Origin of the sequence: Ancrocorticia sp. (assembly GCF_052089425.1) — a bacterium.
Classification (GTDB): domain Bacteria; phylum Actinomycetota; class Actinomycetes; order Actinomycetales; family Actinomycetaceae; genus Ancrocorticia.
The window spans coordinates 21,857-38,001 of sequence record NZ_JBQCZW010000024.1 but is presented as its reverse complement, the minus strand read 5'-3'; the positions used below and the strand labels follow the sequence as shown (position 1 = coordinate 38,001).

The 16,145-nt window shown below is 59.6% G+C and carries 16 protein-coding genes; 12 read left to right on the top strand and 4 right to left on the bottom strand.

Features of this window, described 5'->3' with window-relative positions:
* Positions 1–127 precede the first annotated feature (127 nt).
* Positions 128–391 (bottom strand): 30S ribosomal protein S20, encoded by a 264-nt coding sequence (rpsT, locus tag ACTHV6_RS08625; protein WP_441386937.1) that lies wholly within the window; start codon positions 389–391, stop codon positions 128–130.
* A 250-nt stretch (positions 392–641) separates the two neighbouring features.
* Between rpsT and ACTHV6_RS08620 the strand changes: the two genes are divergently transcribed.
* A complete protein-coding gene (locus ACTHV6_RS08620) occupies positions 642–1,709 on the top strand; it encodes an LCP family protein (RefSeq protein ID WP_441386936.1) in 1,068 nt (355 codons plus the stop codon).
* Here the strand turns inward: ACTHV6_RS08620 and ACTHV6_RS08615 are convergent, their stop codons facing one another.
* Positions 1,710–2,234 (bottom strand): PH domain-containing protein, encoded by a 525-nt coding sequence (locus ACTHV6_RS08615; RefSeq protein WP_441386934.1) that lies wholly within the window; start codon positions 2,232–2,234, stop codon positions 1,710–1,712. It abuts the gene before it with no gap.
* Positions 2,235–2,243: 9 nt separating this feature from the next.
* On the bottom strand, positions 2,244–2,852 hold the full coding sequence (locus ACTHV6_RS08610; protein ID WP_441386933.1) for a hypothetical protein: 609 nt from the start codon (positions 2,850–2,852) through the stop codon (positions 2,244–2,246).
* Between the two features lie 138 nt (positions 2,853–2,990).
* On the opposite strand from ACTHV6_RS08610, the gene lepA reads away from it, so the two are divergent.
* From lepA to hemW, 3 genes are read left to right on the top strand one after another with little or no spacing between them, the layout of a single operon-like run.
* Complete coding sequence (lepA, locus tag ACTHV6_RS08605; protein WP_441386931.1) at positions 2,991–4,847, top strand: translation elongation factor 4; 1,857 nt, start codon at positions 2,991–2,993, stop codon at positions 4,845–4,847.
* Positions 4,848–4,852: 5 nt separating this feature from the next.
* Positions 4,853–5,698, top strand: a complete 846-nt coding sequence (trmB, locus tag ACTHV6_RS08600) for a tRNA (guanine(46)-N(7))-methyltransferase TrmB (RefSeq protein WP_441386930.1) — start codon at positions 4,853–4,855, stop codon at positions 5,696–5,698.
* Entirely contained in the window at positions 5,682–6,881 is a 1,200-nt protein-coding gene (hemW, locus tag ACTHV6_RS08595; RefSeq protein ID WP_441386928.1) for a radical SAM family heme chaperone HemW, read from the top strand. The genes trmB and hemW overlap by 17 nt, the downstream gene beginning before the upstream one ends.
* On the opposite strand, the gene ACTHV6_RS08590 is transcribed toward hemW, so the two are convergent.
* Entirely contained in the window at positions 6,878–7,723 is an 846-nt protein-coding gene (locus ACTHV6_RS08590) for a DUF3097 family protein (protein WP_441386927.1), read from the bottom strand. The genes hemW and ACTHV6_RS08590 overlap by 4 nt on opposite strands.
* Positions 7,724–7,843: 120 nt before the next feature.
* Here ACTHV6_RS08590 and hrcA point away from each other — a divergent pair, with 120 nt between their 5' ends.
* Genes hrcA through ACTHV6_RS08550 form a run of 8 tightly spaced genes read left to right on the top strand, consistent with a single transcriptional unit; the run spans position 7,844 to position 15,974 of the window.
* On the top strand, positions 7,844–8,851 hold the full coding sequence (gene hrcA, locus ACTHV6_RS08585) for a heat-inducible transcriptional repressor HrcA (RefSeq protein ID WP_441386926.1): 1,008 nt from the start codon (positions 7,844–7,846) through the stop codon (positions 8,849–8,851).
* A gap of 33 nt (positions 8,852–8,884) precedes the next feature.
* Complete coding sequence (dnaJ, locus tag ACTHV6_RS08580) at positions 8,885–10,009, top strand: molecular chaperone DnaJ (protein ID WP_441386924.1); 1,125 nt, start codon at positions 8,885–8,887, stop codon at positions 10,007–10,009.
* Complete coding sequence (locus ACTHV6_RS08575; RefSeq protein ID WP_441386923.1) at positions 10,006–10,770, top strand: 16S rRNA (uracil(1498)-N(3))-methyltransferase; 765 nt, start codon at positions 10,006–10,008, stop codon at positions 10,768–10,770. The genes dnaJ and ACTHV6_RS08575 overlap by 4 nt, the downstream gene beginning before the upstream one ends.
* Positions 10,763–11,737 carry a PhoH family protein gene (locus ACTHV6_RS08570; protein ID WP_441386922.1) on the top strand — a complete coding sequence of 325 codons (975 nt, stop codon included), beginning with the start codon at positions 10,763–10,765 and terminating at the stop codon, positions 11,735–11,737. Before ACTHV6_RS08575 ends, ACTHV6_RS08570 begins: the two co-directional genes overlap by 8 nt.
* Positions 11,734–12,228, top strand: a complete 495-nt coding sequence (gene ybeY, locus ACTHV6_RS08565; RefSeq protein ID WP_441386921.1) for an rRNA maturation RNase YbeY — start codon at positions 11,734–11,736, stop codon at positions 12,226–12,228. The genes ACTHV6_RS08570 and ybeY overlap by 4 nt, the downstream gene beginning before the upstream one ends.
* Entirely contained in the window at positions 12,228–13,493 is a 1,266-nt protein-coding gene (locus ACTHV6_RS08560; RefSeq protein WP_441386919.1) for a hemolysin family protein, read from the top strand. The genes ybeY and ACTHV6_RS08560 overlap by 1 nt, the downstream gene beginning before the upstream one ends.
* Positions 13,486–14,415 carry a GTPase Era gene (gene era / locus ACTHV6_RS08555; RefSeq protein WP_441386918.1) on the top strand — a complete coding sequence of 310 codons (930 nt, stop codon included), beginning with the start codon at positions 13,486–13,488 and terminating at the stop codon, positions 14,413–14,415. Before ACTHV6_RS08560 ends, era begins: the two co-directional genes overlap by 8 nt.
* Complete coding sequence (locus tag ACTHV6_RS08550; protein ID WP_441386916.1) at positions 14,415–15,974, top strand: alpha/beta hydrolase family protein; 1,560 nt, start codon at positions 14,415–14,417, stop codon at positions 15,972–15,974. The genes era and ACTHV6_RS08550 overlap by 1 nt, the downstream gene beginning before the upstream one ends.
* The last annotated feature ends 171 nt before the right edge of the window (positions 15,975–16,145 follow it).

The window sequence follows — 16,145 nt, the reverse complement described above, 5'->3', positions numbered from 1 at the left end:
GGGTTCCACGAACCACGCATAGTCGCGCCACGGGACAGGGGGTTTGGTGAGCTTCACACAGGCAATCGTACTATTGTGGGCATGAAAAAACGGCGAACCAGAAGGCCCGCCGCTCTCTCACAGAACGTTAGCTCAACTTGTTGACAGCGTGAGCAAGCTTCGACTTGCGGTTAGCAGCCTGATTCTTGTGGATGACACCCTTGGACACAGCCTTGTCGAGCTTGCGCGCGGCGGCCTCAAAAGCAGTCATAGCTGCTTCCTTATCGCCAGCTGCAATAGCCTCACGGGTCTTGCGAACGTAGGTCTTCAGCTCTGACTTGACTGAGCGGTTGCGAAGGCGTGACTTCTCGTTCGTGAGAATGCGCTTCTTCTTCGACTTGATGTTTGCCACTTAATTCTCTTTCAACTCAATCGCCGAATGGCGATAGATGTACATGGTCGGTGAGGGATACGCTATCGGCGGGACTGGGGAAGTGGGGTTCCCGTGGAGTGCCAGTAGCTGGACCTTCCACCCGACCAGGTGAGAAGTCCAAAGGATGACTTTACCAGAGAATATGCGCCGCAGGTGGCGGCGGCTCGCTTCTTCTATGTGAACCATATCGCGTGTAAGCTCATGCCAACACACAGGCTCGGAGGTCAACATGGGGAAGGCCGCGGATTCCGATGATGTCTTCATTGACGATGTTTTTGATGGGGCAGAAGCCACGCCGCGCAAGAAGCGCAGCAGGCTCTCGGTGTTCTTCATTTCCCTTGGCGTGCTCCTGAGCGTTGGCGCACTTGCCATCGCTGGCGTGATGTATGCCCAGTATCAGAAGTTCGAATCCCTGAAAACATTCGGAGATCCTTTTGCCGAGCTGACGGATCGGCCAACGCGCCCCGCAGATGACGCGGGCGAATCCGACGCCAGCGGCGATCCGGTCACCTTCCTAATCCTCGGCTCGGATTCTCGGATCTCTGCGGGTGACCCGGAGGATTGGGAGCCGGGTGCTCAGCGTACGGACGCGATTATGGTGGTGCAGGTGGCCGGTGACAGGAGATCAATCTCCGTCATGTCACTTCCTCGTGATTCGTGGGTGGATATACCGGGCTATGGTCAGGCGAAGATCAACGCCGCTTTTTCCTATGGAGGACCAGCGCTCACCATCGAAACGGTGGAACAGCTGACCGGTATTCGGATCGATCACTTTGCGATTGTTGATTTTGCGTCATTTGTGGCGCTGACGGACCTAGTGGACGGTGTAGATATCACCACGAAAACCGGGACTACCCACATGTCTGGGGACGAGGCTCTCACCTACGTGCGTGAGAGATACGGGCTGCCGGGAGGGGACTTTGATCGAGTTCGCCGCCAACAGGTGTGGGTCAAGGCGGTGTTTGACAGCGTGCTCACTCCGGAGATTCTCTCCTCGCCAAGCAACCTCTTGGACATCTACAACTCCGTGGCGGACCACATATCGTTTGACGATGGCCTGACCGTCAACTCGCTTGTGGATCTGGGTACATCGCTGCGCAATATCAACTCTGAGGACATTCTCTTCCTCACGGCACCCTACTCAGGGACCGGAACCTCAAGCGATGGGCAATCGATTGTGTTGTTGGATGAGGAAAAGCTGGCAGGTTTGAGCGAAGCGTTCCAGGAAGATGATGTGACAGAGTGGGTGGCGGGTCAGCCCGAACTCGAGACACTCGATTCGCGGCCGATTGAGTAGTTACGCCTCGGTTGCCTTGCTGTTGTATGGATCCTGATCGCTCAGGTCCGAGTGGAAAATGAGTTCCGTCAGTTGCACATGTACTTTTTCAACGTTGGGAACATCGTCCAGCAGGAGCGGCTCCGACGCGGAGGTTTGCAGGACGAGGGAACCGCAGCCGAACATGCGGTCCAGCATTGACCGCTCATAGGACACGTTGGAGATTCGCGTCAGCGGAATATCATGCCCTGTCTTGGTGAAGACGCCCTTACGGGTAATAATGCGGCGGTTCGTCACGGTGTAGGTGGAGGTCAACCAGTTCATCCACGGCCATACCAGAATGACGAGGGTGAGGGTTACGGCTACCGCAACGATGGCGACCGTTGAGGCGGGCCGCCAATCCTCCGGAAGATACACGAAAGCCAGAACGGCAATCACAATCAGCACGATCGTTGCCACGATGTTCAGGAGGATCTCCCGGACATGCGTGCGCATGTGGAGAATGACGTGTTCGTTCTGACCCAGCAGCTTCTCTGAGAAGTTCATGGCGCTAGTCTAAAGGATGGCGAAGAAGGCGATGAACGCCATGAGGGTTTCGATCGGGATGAGGACCCCCGCGGCTATCGCGGCGGACAGGGTAATACGCAGATCATCCTTGAGATAAGGGGCGTTCACCGTTCCACCGGCGGCGGCCACGGCCGCGCGCTGTGCCGCCTCGACTCGCGGCATCCACGTGTCGCGGCGTTGGGCATGTTCCATCATCGCGTCGTGATTTCGCTGCGCGGCGGAATCCTCGGCGGGAGTTGCTGGGAAGTTCCCGCCCAGCGGCGTGCCATCCTCCCCAATAACGGTCACTTCTTGGGTTGACGATGTGCTGCCTTCTCCGCTCACGGTCGATTCCATATTCTGCGCCCACGAGGTGACGGCCTGCTCAAGGCGGTGGCGGCGCCACGTGAAGAAGAGGGAAACGATGAATCCGATAACACCACATGTAAAGGGCAGCCAATCGATGAAGCCGCCACCTCGCTGGCCAATAACCCAGCCCAACCCGGCCACGATCAGGCTCACAACGGCCAGGCTTCGCGCCATGAGCTTACCCGGGAGCCGAGAAAGCATTTCAATGATGGGAACGATGTCCTTGAGTGTGCCGTACTGGGGGAACATGGCACCATTGTTCCACCACCAGCTGGGAGGCGCCCGCCTTCACTCTCAGGGTGAAAAGCACGCAACCCCACAGTTTGCAGAATGCTTTGCCGCGGGTTTCACCACTAGACTGGGCGCGACTGTTGAAGAAGGAGTACCGTGCCCGTCACAACCCCTGCTGAGTTGGAATCGATCCAGCCGTCCGCCACGCCGGCGGAGTTTATCCGGAACTTTTGCATCATTGCGCACATCGATCATGGCAAATCCACGCTCGCTGACCGCATGCTGCAGCTGACCGGCATCGTGAATGCGCGCGAGATGCGTGATCAGTATCTTGACCGGATGGACATTGAGCGCGAACGTGGCATCACTATCAAATCGCAGGCCGTCCGCATGCCGTGGACCGTTGATGGTCAGGCCTACGCGCTCAATATGATCGACACCCCCGGACACGTGGACTTTTCCTATGAGGTCAATCGATCGCTTGCCGCATGTGAGGGAGCAATCCTTCTGGTGGACGCCACGCAGGGTATCGAGGCTCAAACCCTCGCCAACCTGTACATGGCCCTAGAAAACGATCTGACGGTTATACCGGTTCTCAACAAGATCGATCTGCCCTCAGCCCAGCCTGAAAAGTATGCGCAGGAAGTTGCCTCGCTGCTTGGCGTTGAGCCAGAGGAATGCTTGGCCGTGTCCGGCAAGACGGGTGCCGGTGTACCGGAACTCCTTGACCGAATCGTGCAGGAGATTTCGCGCCCGGAAGGCGATAGTAGAGCCCCCACGCGGGCCATGATCTTCGATTCGGTCTATGACATTTACCGTGGCGTCGTCACCTACATTCGTGTCAAGGACGGCAGCCTCAATCCTCGCGAGCGTGTGTCCATGATGTCCACGGGCGTTTCCCACGAGTTACTGGAGATTGGCGTGATCTCTCCTGAGCCCAAGCCCACGGCAGGACTGGGCGTAGGTGAGGTGGGCTACCTCATCACGGGAGTGAAAGATGTGCGCCAGTCTCGTGTGGGCGATACGGTCACATCCTCAGCGCGTCAGGCCGATCAGCCGCTCGAAGGCTACGCCGATCCCAAGCCCATGGTGTTCTCGGGTATCTACCCGATCGATGGTTCGGATTACCCGGCGCTCCGGGAAGCACTAGATAAGCTCAAACTGAACGATGCTGCCCTCCAGTATGAACCTGAGAACTCCGTAGCTTTAGGCTTTGGCTTCCGCTGTGGATTCTTGGGATTGCTGCATCTGGAGATTATCCGCGAACGGATTGAGCGCGAGTTTGATCTCTCCATCATCGCCACGGCGCCCTCCGTGGTGTACCGCGTGGTGACAGACGATGGTCAGGAAGTGACCGTCACCAACCCGTCGGAATTCCCCACCGGCAAGGTGTCCCACATCTTTGAGCCGATGGCCAGCGCCACGTTGCTGACGCCCTCCGATTACGTGGGCACCCTGATGGAGCTGTGCCAACAGCGCCGCGGCAACCTTCAGGGCATGGATTATCTGTCTGAGGAACGCGTAGAGATCCACTACGATCTGCCGCTGGCGGAGATTGTCACGGACTTCTTTGATCAGCTCAAGAGCCGGACCAAGGGGTATGCCTCTCTCGATTACGATCTCGAAGGTGAACAGGAGGCAGATCTTGTCAAGGTGGACCTTCTCTTGAACCACGAACCCGTAGACGCCTTCAGCGCAATCGTTCACCGCGATAAGGCCTACGCCTATGGGCTTGAGATGACGAAGAAGCTCAAGAACCTCATACCACGCCAACAGTTCGAGATCCCGGTACAGGCGGCGATCGGATCACGAGTGATCGCACGTGAGTCGATTCGAGCGGTCCGTAAGGATGTTCTTGCCAAGTGCTACGGCGGTGACGTTTCGCGAAAGCGCAAGCTGTTGGAGAAGCAGAAGGAAGGCAAGAAGCGCATGAAGACGATTGGCCGAGTGGACGTTCCACAGGAGGCCTTCGTTGCCGCACTGACCTCAGAACCAACCACAGAAAAGAAGTAGGGGATATGGCTGATCGCCCCGATTTCGCGCGCATTAAATCCTTTACGCTGCGCGGGTCCCGGTTGGGGGACAAGTATGAAGAGCTTTTGGCCCAGCGTGGCCCGGAGTTCGTGATTGATCTGCCCACGGGGCACGATGCCACCGCGATAGCCACATCGGCACGCTTTGACGTCAATGAGGCGTTTGGGCGTGAGGCACCTCTCGCTGTTGAAATCGGTCCAGGATCCGGTGAACAACTGGTGTCCTACGCCAGCGATCATCCTGACTGGAATGTTCTGGCGCTCGAGGCATGGCATCCGGGTGTGGCGCGCTGCGTGGCGCGGGCAGTGCGCCACGGCGTCACCAACGTACGCGTGATTGAAGCCGATGCGGCGCAGGCGCTACCCATTCTGTTCGGCTTGGAGAGCGCGGGCCTCAACGTTCCCGAACAGATCATGGCTGCTGGCGATCGAGTGGACCGGGCGCACCAGAACGCAGGAAATCCTCGCGCTCAGATGCTGTGGACGTTCTTCCCTGATCCGTGGCGCAAGGCTCGCCACCGCAAGCGCCGGATCGTGTCCGAGAGCTTTACGGGTATCGCCGCAGGGCTGCTCGCAACGGGAGGCGCGTGGCGTTTGGCCACCGATTGGGACGATTACGCTTGGCAGATGCGGGACACGGTGGAGGCAGCCCAGTACTTCGACAATCCTCATGTTGGTCAGCTCCCTGACCCGAATGATCCCGAACCTGAACGCGGGGGATATGCCCCGCGCTGGGAGGAACGGATTATGACGAGGTTCGAGGAACGCGGAATCGAAGCTGGGCGCACCATCCACGATATCGAGGTTATTCGCCATGGCCGATCTTCCTGACGGCGAACCCGCGCCGCTGGACGGATCTCTACCTGCCCCGGATATTGCGGGGGGCTTTTCTGCCTACGTTCACATTCCGTTTTGTTCGGTGCGCTGCGGATACTGCGATTTCAACACGTACACGAATCCGAACTTTGGCCCAGGCGCCGGGATACAGGACTTTCCCGATTCGTTGGCGCGCGAGATTGGCCTCAGCCGGAAGGTGCTGGATGGGAAGGGCAAGATCAGTACGGTCTTTTTCGGGGGAGGGACTCCCACGATGCTCGATTCACAGCAGCTCACGGCGGTACTCGGGGAGCTTGATACCCAGTTCGGAATCGCTTCAGGGGCAGAGGTCACCACGGAGGCCAACCCTGAATCGGTCACGCACGATTCGCTACAACAGCTGGCGGACGGCGGCTTCACGCGGGTCTCCTTCGGCATGCAGTCAGCGGTGCCCCGGGTGCTCACTATCTTGGACCGTCAGCACCGCGTGAGTCAGGTGCCACGGGCGGTCCAGTGGGCGCGGCAGGCCGGCCTAGATGTTTCGCTGGACCTGATCTATGGCGCTCCGGGCGAAACATCGGCCGAATGGCAAGCTTCCCTAGACGCGGCACTGGATATGGAACCCGATCACATCTCCGCCTACGCCCTGACCGTGGAATCGGGAACCAAGATGGGTGCGCAGGTGCGCCGCGGTGAGCTCTCCCTTCCGGATCCGGATGAGCAGGCGGACCGTTATGAGGCCGCGGCGGCACGGTTGGAGAGCGCCGGGTACCGCTGGTACGAAATCTCCAATTGGGCTAAGCCCTCTCACGAGTGCGCGCACAACTTGTCCTACTGGCGGGGCGGTGATTGGTGGGGGTATGGCCCGGGAGCTCACTCGCACATCAACGGCACGCGCTTCTGGAACGTGAAGCACCCCCTCGCCTACGCCAACAAACTTCTAGCGGGGCACAGCCCCGCAGCAGCACGCGAGATTCTGACGCGGACTGAGCGTGCCGAAGAAGAGATCATGTTGGGTATCCGCCTTGCCGAAGGAATTGACACTCCGGAGAACGTGGCGCCAGAAACCGTTGCACGCCTCATCTCCGATGGGCTTATTGATCCACCAGCAGCATTCGCTGGACACCTTGTTCTCACGCTGAGGGGCAGGCTACTTGCTGATGCGGTCACCCGCGCCCTGTGGGAGGATGCGGCCTAGCGGGCTTCGGGCTCCGTCAGGAAGTCAATAAGTTCTTCCATGCGGCCTAACAGGCTAGACTCCAGATCCTTGTAGCTGCGCACATTGGACAAGATTCTGGCCCATCCGCGCCCGATATCGGCAGCACTTTCGTGGGGGAGCCCGAGCCTCCTGAGCGTGCCTTCCTTGATATCTTCCCCGCGGGGAACAGAAGGCCACGCGGAGATTCCTACTGCGGCTGGCTTGATCGCTTGCCAGACGTCAACATAGGGATGCCCGAGAATGAGAACTCCGGGAAGGTGAGCGAAGCGTTCAGCTATGCGCGATTCCTTGGAGCCAGAAACGAGGTGATCAACCAATATCCCGGCGCGCCGGGTCTCGGAGGGCTGGAATTGGACGATCATCTCCTCAAGGCGATCAACGCCGAGGAGCTCCTCCACCACGATTCCTTCGAGCGCAAGATCCTCGCCCCACACCTTGGCCACCAATTCGGCGTCATGTTTGCCTTCTACCCAGATACGCGATTCTCGCGCCGTACGCGCGCGGCGCGCCACGTGTAGGGAACCGGCGGCGTTGATCGCCCGCTCAGATTTCTTGGGCCGGGGCGCTGGCGCCACGAGCTCAACGGGTTTTCCCTCAATCCAGTACCCGCGTCCCATCGGGAAAGACCTTCGCACGCCACGGCGATCCTCCAGCTGGAACTGCCATGAACCGGCAACGCGGCCAACCTTGATGATTTCCCCAACAAACCCGCTCTGTACATCCTCGATAATGAGGCCGGCAGTGGCGTGGACGATGAGTGATTCGGGCGCGCGATGAGGATCATCGGAGAGAACATCGCGGCCATAGGGATCGCTAAACACGAGCTAAGGCTAGCCCTCTGGTGTGGCCAAATGCATTGGGGGTGGCATGGTGTGTTGGGCGGGGTGAGCGGCGTAGGATTAGCACTCAGTAACGTCGAGTGCTATATGGGAGGAGCGATTGTGGGAAGTGAGGAACGGCGAACCCGAGTGTTGGATGCGATCGTCCGTGATTACGTCTCTCACCGCGAACCCGTAGGCTCGCGCGCACTCGTGGAGAGGTATGGCCTAGGTGTTTCGCCGGCAACTGTCCGTAACGATATGTCCGTGTTGGAGGAGGAAGGGCTCATTGCCCAGCCGCATACCTCAGCCGGCCGTATCCCAACGGATATGGGGTACCGTGCCTTCGTGAACTCCCTTGAGGATGTCCAGCCACTGTCCCCAACAGAGCGCCAGGCAATGGAACGGCTGATGGACGGCGCGGTGGATTTGGACGATGTGATCGCGCGTGCGGTCCGCCTACTCGCCGGATTCACGCAGCAGGCGGCAGTGGTTCAGTATCCATCACTCAACAAGGTGTCGCTTCGTCACATCGAACTGATACCGGCAGGAGAACGCCACGCGATTCTCGTGATTATCACCGAGGCAGGCAGGGTTGAACAGCGCACACTCGTGTTTCCTGAGCCCGTGGATCCCACGGACCTAGAGAATCTTGCACGCACGTTGAATATGGAGTGGGCGGGCAAGAGCCTTGACTCACTCGGCAGCTCGCTGCCGGAGAACTTGGCACCAGCTCTCATGGATATTGCGCGGGCGGTTTCGGCGGTCGTGGAGTCCGCTCTGAGGGCAGAAGGCGAGGAACGCATCGTGCTGGCAGGCACGGCAAACCTCTCGCGCCATCACCTCGATTTCGCACGAACGATCTCACCGGTCTTGGAGGCCCTCGAGGAGCAGGTTGTCATCCTCAAGCTGCTCACGGCCATGCACGATGGCATTTCGATTTCTATCGGTGAGGAGAACAAATCCGATAGCTTTCTCGAAACCTCAGTCATTTCCACCACCTACGATGTTGACGATCGTTCCGTGGCACGAGTGGGAATCGTTGGACCAACGCGCATGGACTATCCCGGTTCCATCGCGGCCGTATCCGCGGTGGCCCGTTATCTATCAGACATCCTCTCGGCGCACTAGGCCCAGAGGTCAACCATCTAAGAAGAGAGACCGTTGGCAGATTACTACGCAACGCTCGGCGTCAACCGAGATGCCTCACCCGAAGAGATTAAGAAGGCCTACCGCAAGCTGGCTCGCAAGCTGCATCCGGATGTTGCCGGTCCCGATGGTGCCGAGCAGTTCAAATCGGTCAATGAAGCCTACGATGTTCTCTCGAATGCAGAACAGCGCAGGCTCTATGACATGGGCGGCGAAGAAGCGCTTCACGGTGGGGGTGCCGGCGCAGGCTTTGGCGGATTCCAAGACATCTTCGATACCTTCTTTGGTGGCATGGGCGGCGCTGGCGGACAGCGCGGGCCAGTTCCGCGCGGCAGGCGCGGCCAGGACGCCCTTGTCAGCGCCGTTTTGGATCTGGAAGAAGTGGTGTTCGGGGCGGAGAAGACAATCTCCCACACTCTGGCTGGGGAGTGCCCCACTTGTCACGGCACATGCGCTGCGCCCGGTACAGAACCGATCTCATGTGATGAGTGCGGCGGCACTGGCTCCGTTCAACGCGTCACCAACTCCCTGTTTGGGCAGATGGTGTCCCAATCAGTGTGTCCGAAGTGTCAGGGCCACGGCACCATTATCGTGACCCCCTGCTCCGAATGTGCGGGCGAAGGCCGCGTGCGGGTCACCAAAACCACGAAGGTCAAGGTGCCAGCGGGCGTTGAGGAAGGCATGCGGATCCGCCTGTCTGGTCAAGGAAACGCCGGAATTGAAGGCGGTCCAGCGGGCGATCTCTTTGTTGAGGTTCGTGTGAATCAGGATCCCGTTTTCCAACGCGTGGGTGACGATCTCCAGTGTGAGCTTCAAATCCCCATGACGAACGCATCGTTGGGAACCACCGTCACCATCGATACGTTCGATGGCGCGAAGGAGATCGAGATTCCCGCGGGCACACCATCTGGCCACGTGATCGTGCTGTCAGGCCTTGGCGTTGGCCGGCTTCATCGCGGCGGGCGTGGCGATCTCAAGGTAGCCATTGCCGTCAAGACCCCCACCAAGCTGGACGATGCACAGCGCAAGCTGCTCGAACAATTGGCGCAGATGCGCGGCGAGGAACAGCCAACGGCGCGCCTCGTCCAGCAGAATTCGTCAATCTTCACCAAACTGAAGGACAAGTTCGCGGGCCGATGAGCGCACCATGCTACGTGGCCACGTTCACCGTGGATACCACGCCGCCGGGAACCCACACCCGGCTTGACGGAAGCGAAGGCCACCACGCCGCAACCGTCAGGCGCACGCGCACCGGTGAACGCATCGATCTTGTCAACGGTTCCGGTGGGCGCCTTGTCTGCGAGGTGACGGCAGTGAGCAAGGCGTCACTTGACCTGACGGTCCTTGCCGCAACCGAGGAACCCATGCCGAATCCACGCATCACGCTGGTTCAAGCCCTTGCCAAGGGTGGCCGCGACGAGCAGGCGGTGGAAACGGCCACGGAGTTTGGCGTCGCGGCAATTATTCCGTGGCATGCCGAACGTTCGATCGCCAACTGGCGCGGAAAAGAGGAGAAGGCCCGCGCCCGCTGGCAGTCCACAGCGGTTGCCGCCGCCAAGCAATCGCGCCGCGCATGGATCCCCGAGGTGTCCGAACCCCTGACAACCGCCGCCCTGGCCGATCTGCTCGCTACCCGCTCAGCGGCCGGTGAACCTACCTTCGTCTGTCACGAGGAGGCCACCGCGCCTCTTGCGCGACTGGTCGATGTGGCGGGGGATCAGGACATCTTCGTCGTCGTCGGCCCCGAAGGGGGAATCTCTCCCCACGAAATCGAGCTTTTCGAGAAGGCCGGGGCAACAACGTGCCTGCTCGGGACCCACGTTCTACGTTCGGCTACCGCGGGCCCCTATGCCATTGCTACGCTTATGGCCCTAGGCACTACACTGAGAGCAAATGACTGAGAATTCAATTGAACGCACGCTGATCGTGCCCGATCGTGTGGATATGATTAACTTGCTCGGCCACGAGGACGAGGTTCTTCGTACGCTTGAGCGTGGGCTCGCACCGGCAAACGTGCATGTTCGCGGCCACGAGGTATCGCTGGCTGGCCCGCCCGCGAGCGTGGAGCTCGCGGAGGCACTGATTGGCGAGCTGATTGACGTGGTGCGTCAGGGCGAACACCTGACGATGGAATCTGTTTCACGCGCTATTTCGATCGCCCGCAAGGGCGTGGCCCGCCCCACCGATCTCATGACAACCGATATCCTTTCGTCGCGCGGAAAGACGATCCGTCCCAAAACCCTCGGTCAGAAGGCGTACGTGGATGCGATTGACGAATACGCGATCACGTTCGGGATAGGACCAGCGGGCACAGGCAAGACCTATCTAGCGATGGCCAAGGCCGTTGTGGCGCTGGAGAAAAAGCAGGTTTCGCGCATCATCCTGACCCGTCCGGCGGTCGAAGCGGGCGAATCCCTTGGCTTCCTCCCCGGATCGCTTACGGACAAGATTGATCCCTACCTTCGCCCTTTGTATGACGCGATGTACGACATGCTGGATCCGGAGGACATACCGCGGCTGATGGAAGCCGGAACGATCGAGGTGGCGCCGCTGGCCTACATGCGCGGGCGTACGCTCAACGATGCGTTCGTGGTACTGGACGAGGCTCAGAACACCACCCCGGAGCAGATGAAGATGTTCTTGACCCGGCTGGGCTTCAACTCGAAGATGGTGGTCACGGGAGACGTGACGCAAGTGGATCTACCTGGGCACAGGCAATCCGGGCTGATTCTGGTGCGGAAGATCCTGCGCGAGGTTGGTGGGATCAAGTTCATTGAACTGGGCTCGGGTGACGTTGTGCGCCACCGGCTGGTCAGTGACATCATCGATGCCTACGAACGATTTGGAGAGAGTGAGAGCGCCCGGTGACGATCGAAGTTCATGACGAATCTGGGTTCGCCCCGCCGCCCGATCTCTCGGAGATTTCCGCGTTGGCAACATTCGTGCTGGACCAGATGCGAGTGCATCCCGGCGCTGAACTCAACGTGCTATTAGGGGACGAGACGTTCATCGAGAACCTCCACATCGAGTGGATGGACTTGGAAGGCCCAACGGATGTTCTGTCTTTCCCAATGGACGAGTTGCGCCCTGCACCGATCGGCGAAACTCCGCGGCCGGGAACGCTTGGCGATATCGTGGTGTGCCCACAGGTGGCGGCACGCCAAGCGTTGCGCGCCGGGCATTCAACCGCTGAGGAAATCCTTCTGCTCGTGACCCACGGAATCTTGCACTTGCTCGGCTTCGATCACGTGGAGGAAGCGGAGAAGAAGGAGATGTTCGATCTTCAGCGCGACCTCCTCCTGAAATTCCTTGCGAGCAGGGGCGGCCCCACTCAAGCCCCAGAACCGACGGTTGCCTGATGGATACTAGTGACTTACCGATAGCCCTCCTAGCCGTCATCGCCATCGTGTGCTTGGCGGCAACCGTGTACTGCACGGCCAACCTTTCCGCGTTGGGGCGCATCACGCGATCTGAAGCTGACGATGCGGTTTCGGATGGTGAACGCGGTGCCGAACGCATCGTCAAGATTCTGGAGCGGCGCGCCGGTGCCAATAGCGCCCTCGTGGCCTGCCGGTTTGCCCTCACCTCAGGTTTCGCCTTCTGCGCTACCCTCTTGGCCCTGGACATCGCGGATTCGTGGTGGGAGCTGGTCCTGATTTTCTTGGGTGCGCTCATCGTGTGCCTGCTCATTGAGGGCGTTGCTTCGCCCACGGCGCTGGGAGTCAAGAGACCGGTGTGGGTGCTCGGCCTGGGATCTCCCGTGCTGTTGGGCCTGTCCATGCTGTTCGGCTTGTTCGTGGGAAGGCGCGAGTCTAGTCCAGAGGAATCCGAGCAGCGGCAAGAGGATCAGCTGGCTCTCATGGTGGAGCACGTATCCGAATCGGAGGCGTTGGACGATAATAGCAGGGAAATGCTCCAGTCCATGTTCGAGATGAGCAACACGATGGTGCGCGAGGTGATGGTCCCGCGTACTGACATGATTGCGATTGCCGCCGATCTGCCGCTGGACAAGGCTCTTTCCCTGTTTACGCGTTCGGGATTCTCCCGTGTGCCAGTGATTGGCGATAGCGTGGACGATCTGTTGGGCGTCGTGTACTTCAAGGATGCCATGCGGCGCACGCATCACCGATCGGATGCCGATCGCCTGACGGTACGCGATGTGATGCGCGAGCCGTTCTTCGTGCCAGAAACTCAGATGGTGGACGTCCTCATGCGCCAAATGCAGGCGGATCAGATTCACATCGCTCTAGCCGTTGACGAATACGGTGGCATTGCTGGGCTGGTGACCATCGAGGACCTTGTGGAAGAGCTCGTGGGGGAGATCGCGGACGAACATGATCGGGCCGAACCCGTTGTGGAGCGGATCGACGATTCCACGTACCGGATTCCGGCTCGGTTCCCGATTGATGACATGGGCGAGTTGTTTGGAATTGATTTGGACGACGACGACGTGGATACGGCCGGCGGACTCTTGGCAAAAATGCTGGGACGGGTGCCATTGGCCGGCGCTGAAGCGGAGATTGACGGTATACGGCTAATCGCCGAGCGTTTTGAGGGGCGCAGGCGCGCTTTAGCCACACTGATTGCCACGCGAGTGAAAGATGGGCCAGAAGAAGATGACTGAGCAAGTGACGTGGCCCGAGGGCTTTAGAGCCGGGTTTGCCTGTATCGTGGGGCGGCCGAACGCTGGCAAGTCCACTCTCACCAACGCGATGGTGGGCCAAAAGGTAGCGATCACCTCCGATCGGCCGGAGACCACCCGGCGGGTGATTCGCGCAATCGTCAACCGCGATCAGGGGCAAGTCATTCTGGTGGATACGCCCGGCCTTCACCGCCCGCGTACCCTTCTGGGAGAGCGGCTCAACGATATGGTGCGGGATTCGCTGGCCGGCGTGGACGTTGTGGTCATGTGCCTGCCGGCGGACGAGGCGATCGGCCCGGGAGATCGGTTCCTTCTTGACCTTGTGCTCCAGTTGGGGGTGCCGCTCATTGCCGCTGTGACAAAAACGGACAAGGTGGGCCGCGAGCAGCTGGCCTCACACCTAGTGGAAGTGTCCGAACTGGCGGAATTCGCGGACGTGGTGCCAGTGAGCGCCGCCCAGGGCGATCAGGTGGATGTTCTGACCTCCATTGTGCTTGAGCGTATGCCCGTATCTCCTCCGCTGTATCCGCGCGATGCGATCTCCGATGAATCGGAAGAGACTCTGATTTCTGAGTTGATCCGTGAGGCGGCACTGGAGGGATTGCACGCCGAGCTTCCGCATTCCCTCGCGGTGACCGTTGACGAGATGATTGACGAACCGGCGCGGCGCGGGGATGCTGATAAGCGTCCAGTGCTGCGGGTTCATGCGAGCCTGCACGTTGAACGTGATTCTCAGAAGGGGATCATTATCGGAAAGGGCGGGGCGCGGCTGAAGCGAATCAAGCGCGATGCTCGCAACGGGATTGAGCCGTTGCTCGGTGCCCGAGTTTCCTTGGATCTTCATGTGCGCATTGCCAAGGATTGGCAGCGTGATCCGAAGCTGCTTGGGCGGCTGGGCTTTTAATGGACGATGAGGAAACAATATCGCCGGAGCAACCACGCGGGCTCCGGCGTTTGGCACTTCGCCACCCGCGTCTGAGCGTGTGGATAGTCTTTGTGCTCATTCTTGGTATGTGGGGGAGTTGGGCGGGTCCTGGCTGGAACCCGCAGCCCATGCGTTCGCTCATCGTGCCAGAAACCTCCAATACATCGATCACCACCCTTGCGGATACACCTGATCTGGGCAGCTACGATGTGAACAGTGAAGTCGTGTCCCTGACGCTGCGTGACGGCACCGAGATCCCGGCAACCTTGCGCACTCCCGCGGGTTTTGAGGGGCTTGCCCCCGGCATGGTGTTTGTCCATGGCACGGGAACCGATTCGTACAAGAACTTTACCCGTGAGGCCGAGGCCATCAGTTCGGCGGGCATTGTCACGCTCGTGCCTGATAAACGCACCGAAAACTACACGGCGACGCATCGCGATTACCTTGAGATGGCGAACGATTACGAGGATGCCTTCGAGGATCTGCGGGGGCGCTCTGGCGTTGATCCGAAGCGTACAGGACTCTACGCCGTGTCCGAAGGATCATCGATTGCTCCGATCGTGGCTGCGCGCAACACCTCCGTGAACTACGTGGCGCTGATTTCTGCACCCGTCCTGCCCATCCGCGAGCAGGGCGCGCTGGCTGCCGATTCCTACTTGCGCAATCTCGGTGCTCCCGAACAGATACTCTCCGCTATCCCGAAGCTCATCGGGCAGGATTTTGGCGAAGGAACGCTCGAGTACATCGATTTTGACATCTCTGATTACCAAAAGCAGATGTCTATGCCGGTACTCATGTTGTATGGGACTGGTGATATGTCCATGCCAACAGTTCAGGGGCCGGTGATCACGCGTGAGGATCTGCGTGAGGGCGGCAATACCGATTTAACCGTGCGCTATTACGCGGAGGCGGATCACGGCCTTCAGGTGGATGGCGTCCTAGACATGGATGCGATGCAGGATACGTCGGATTGGGTGAACGGGCTGCCCTACACCGCGGATGCGGCGCCGCGCATTGCCGGAGATCAGCCGCAACAGGATTACATGGCAGCCAGTGTGAGCCAGCCACCATGGTTCGCCTCAGGGGAAGTGGCGCTGTGGGGACTGATCGTCGGTTTGAGCTTGACCCTGCTGGGAGCGCTGCTGACAGCTATCGGAGGGATCAGCTTTCGCCGCAAGAAGCTGTTGAACTTCCATGGATGTGGATCGGTGGTCCATCTGGCCTCGCTCAGCGTAGTTCTTGCGTGGGTTGCGACGGTCGGGTACACCCTTCTCGTGGTGGCACTGGCCGTTTCGTATGAGCAAAATCGGTGGATTGTTCAGGGCGGCTGGCTCCTTGTTCAGCTAATCGGACTCGTGGCTGCGTGGATGGTGACTCGCGTGCCGTTTGCTTGGCATAAGGCTCACTACCCGACGGATGGGAGCGCCAATCACACGCTCTCCGGCTTTGCCAATACGATCGTGATTATCAGTTTCCTCGCCCAAGCAACACTCCTGTTCACATTGGCTTACTGGGGCGTATATCCGGCGCTGTTCTAGAAGTACCACGGTTGGCGATGGCGACACCCCGTATCAGTATTCGGAAATGAACGTGCGAATCTGTAATGAATTGTTTACAGTGAACCTATGCGCATGGCGATGCTCCTTCTTAGCCGCCGCGACGGGTCCTAGCAGACTGGCTCCCCGCCGCGGGTAATCGTTGCGCCGGTC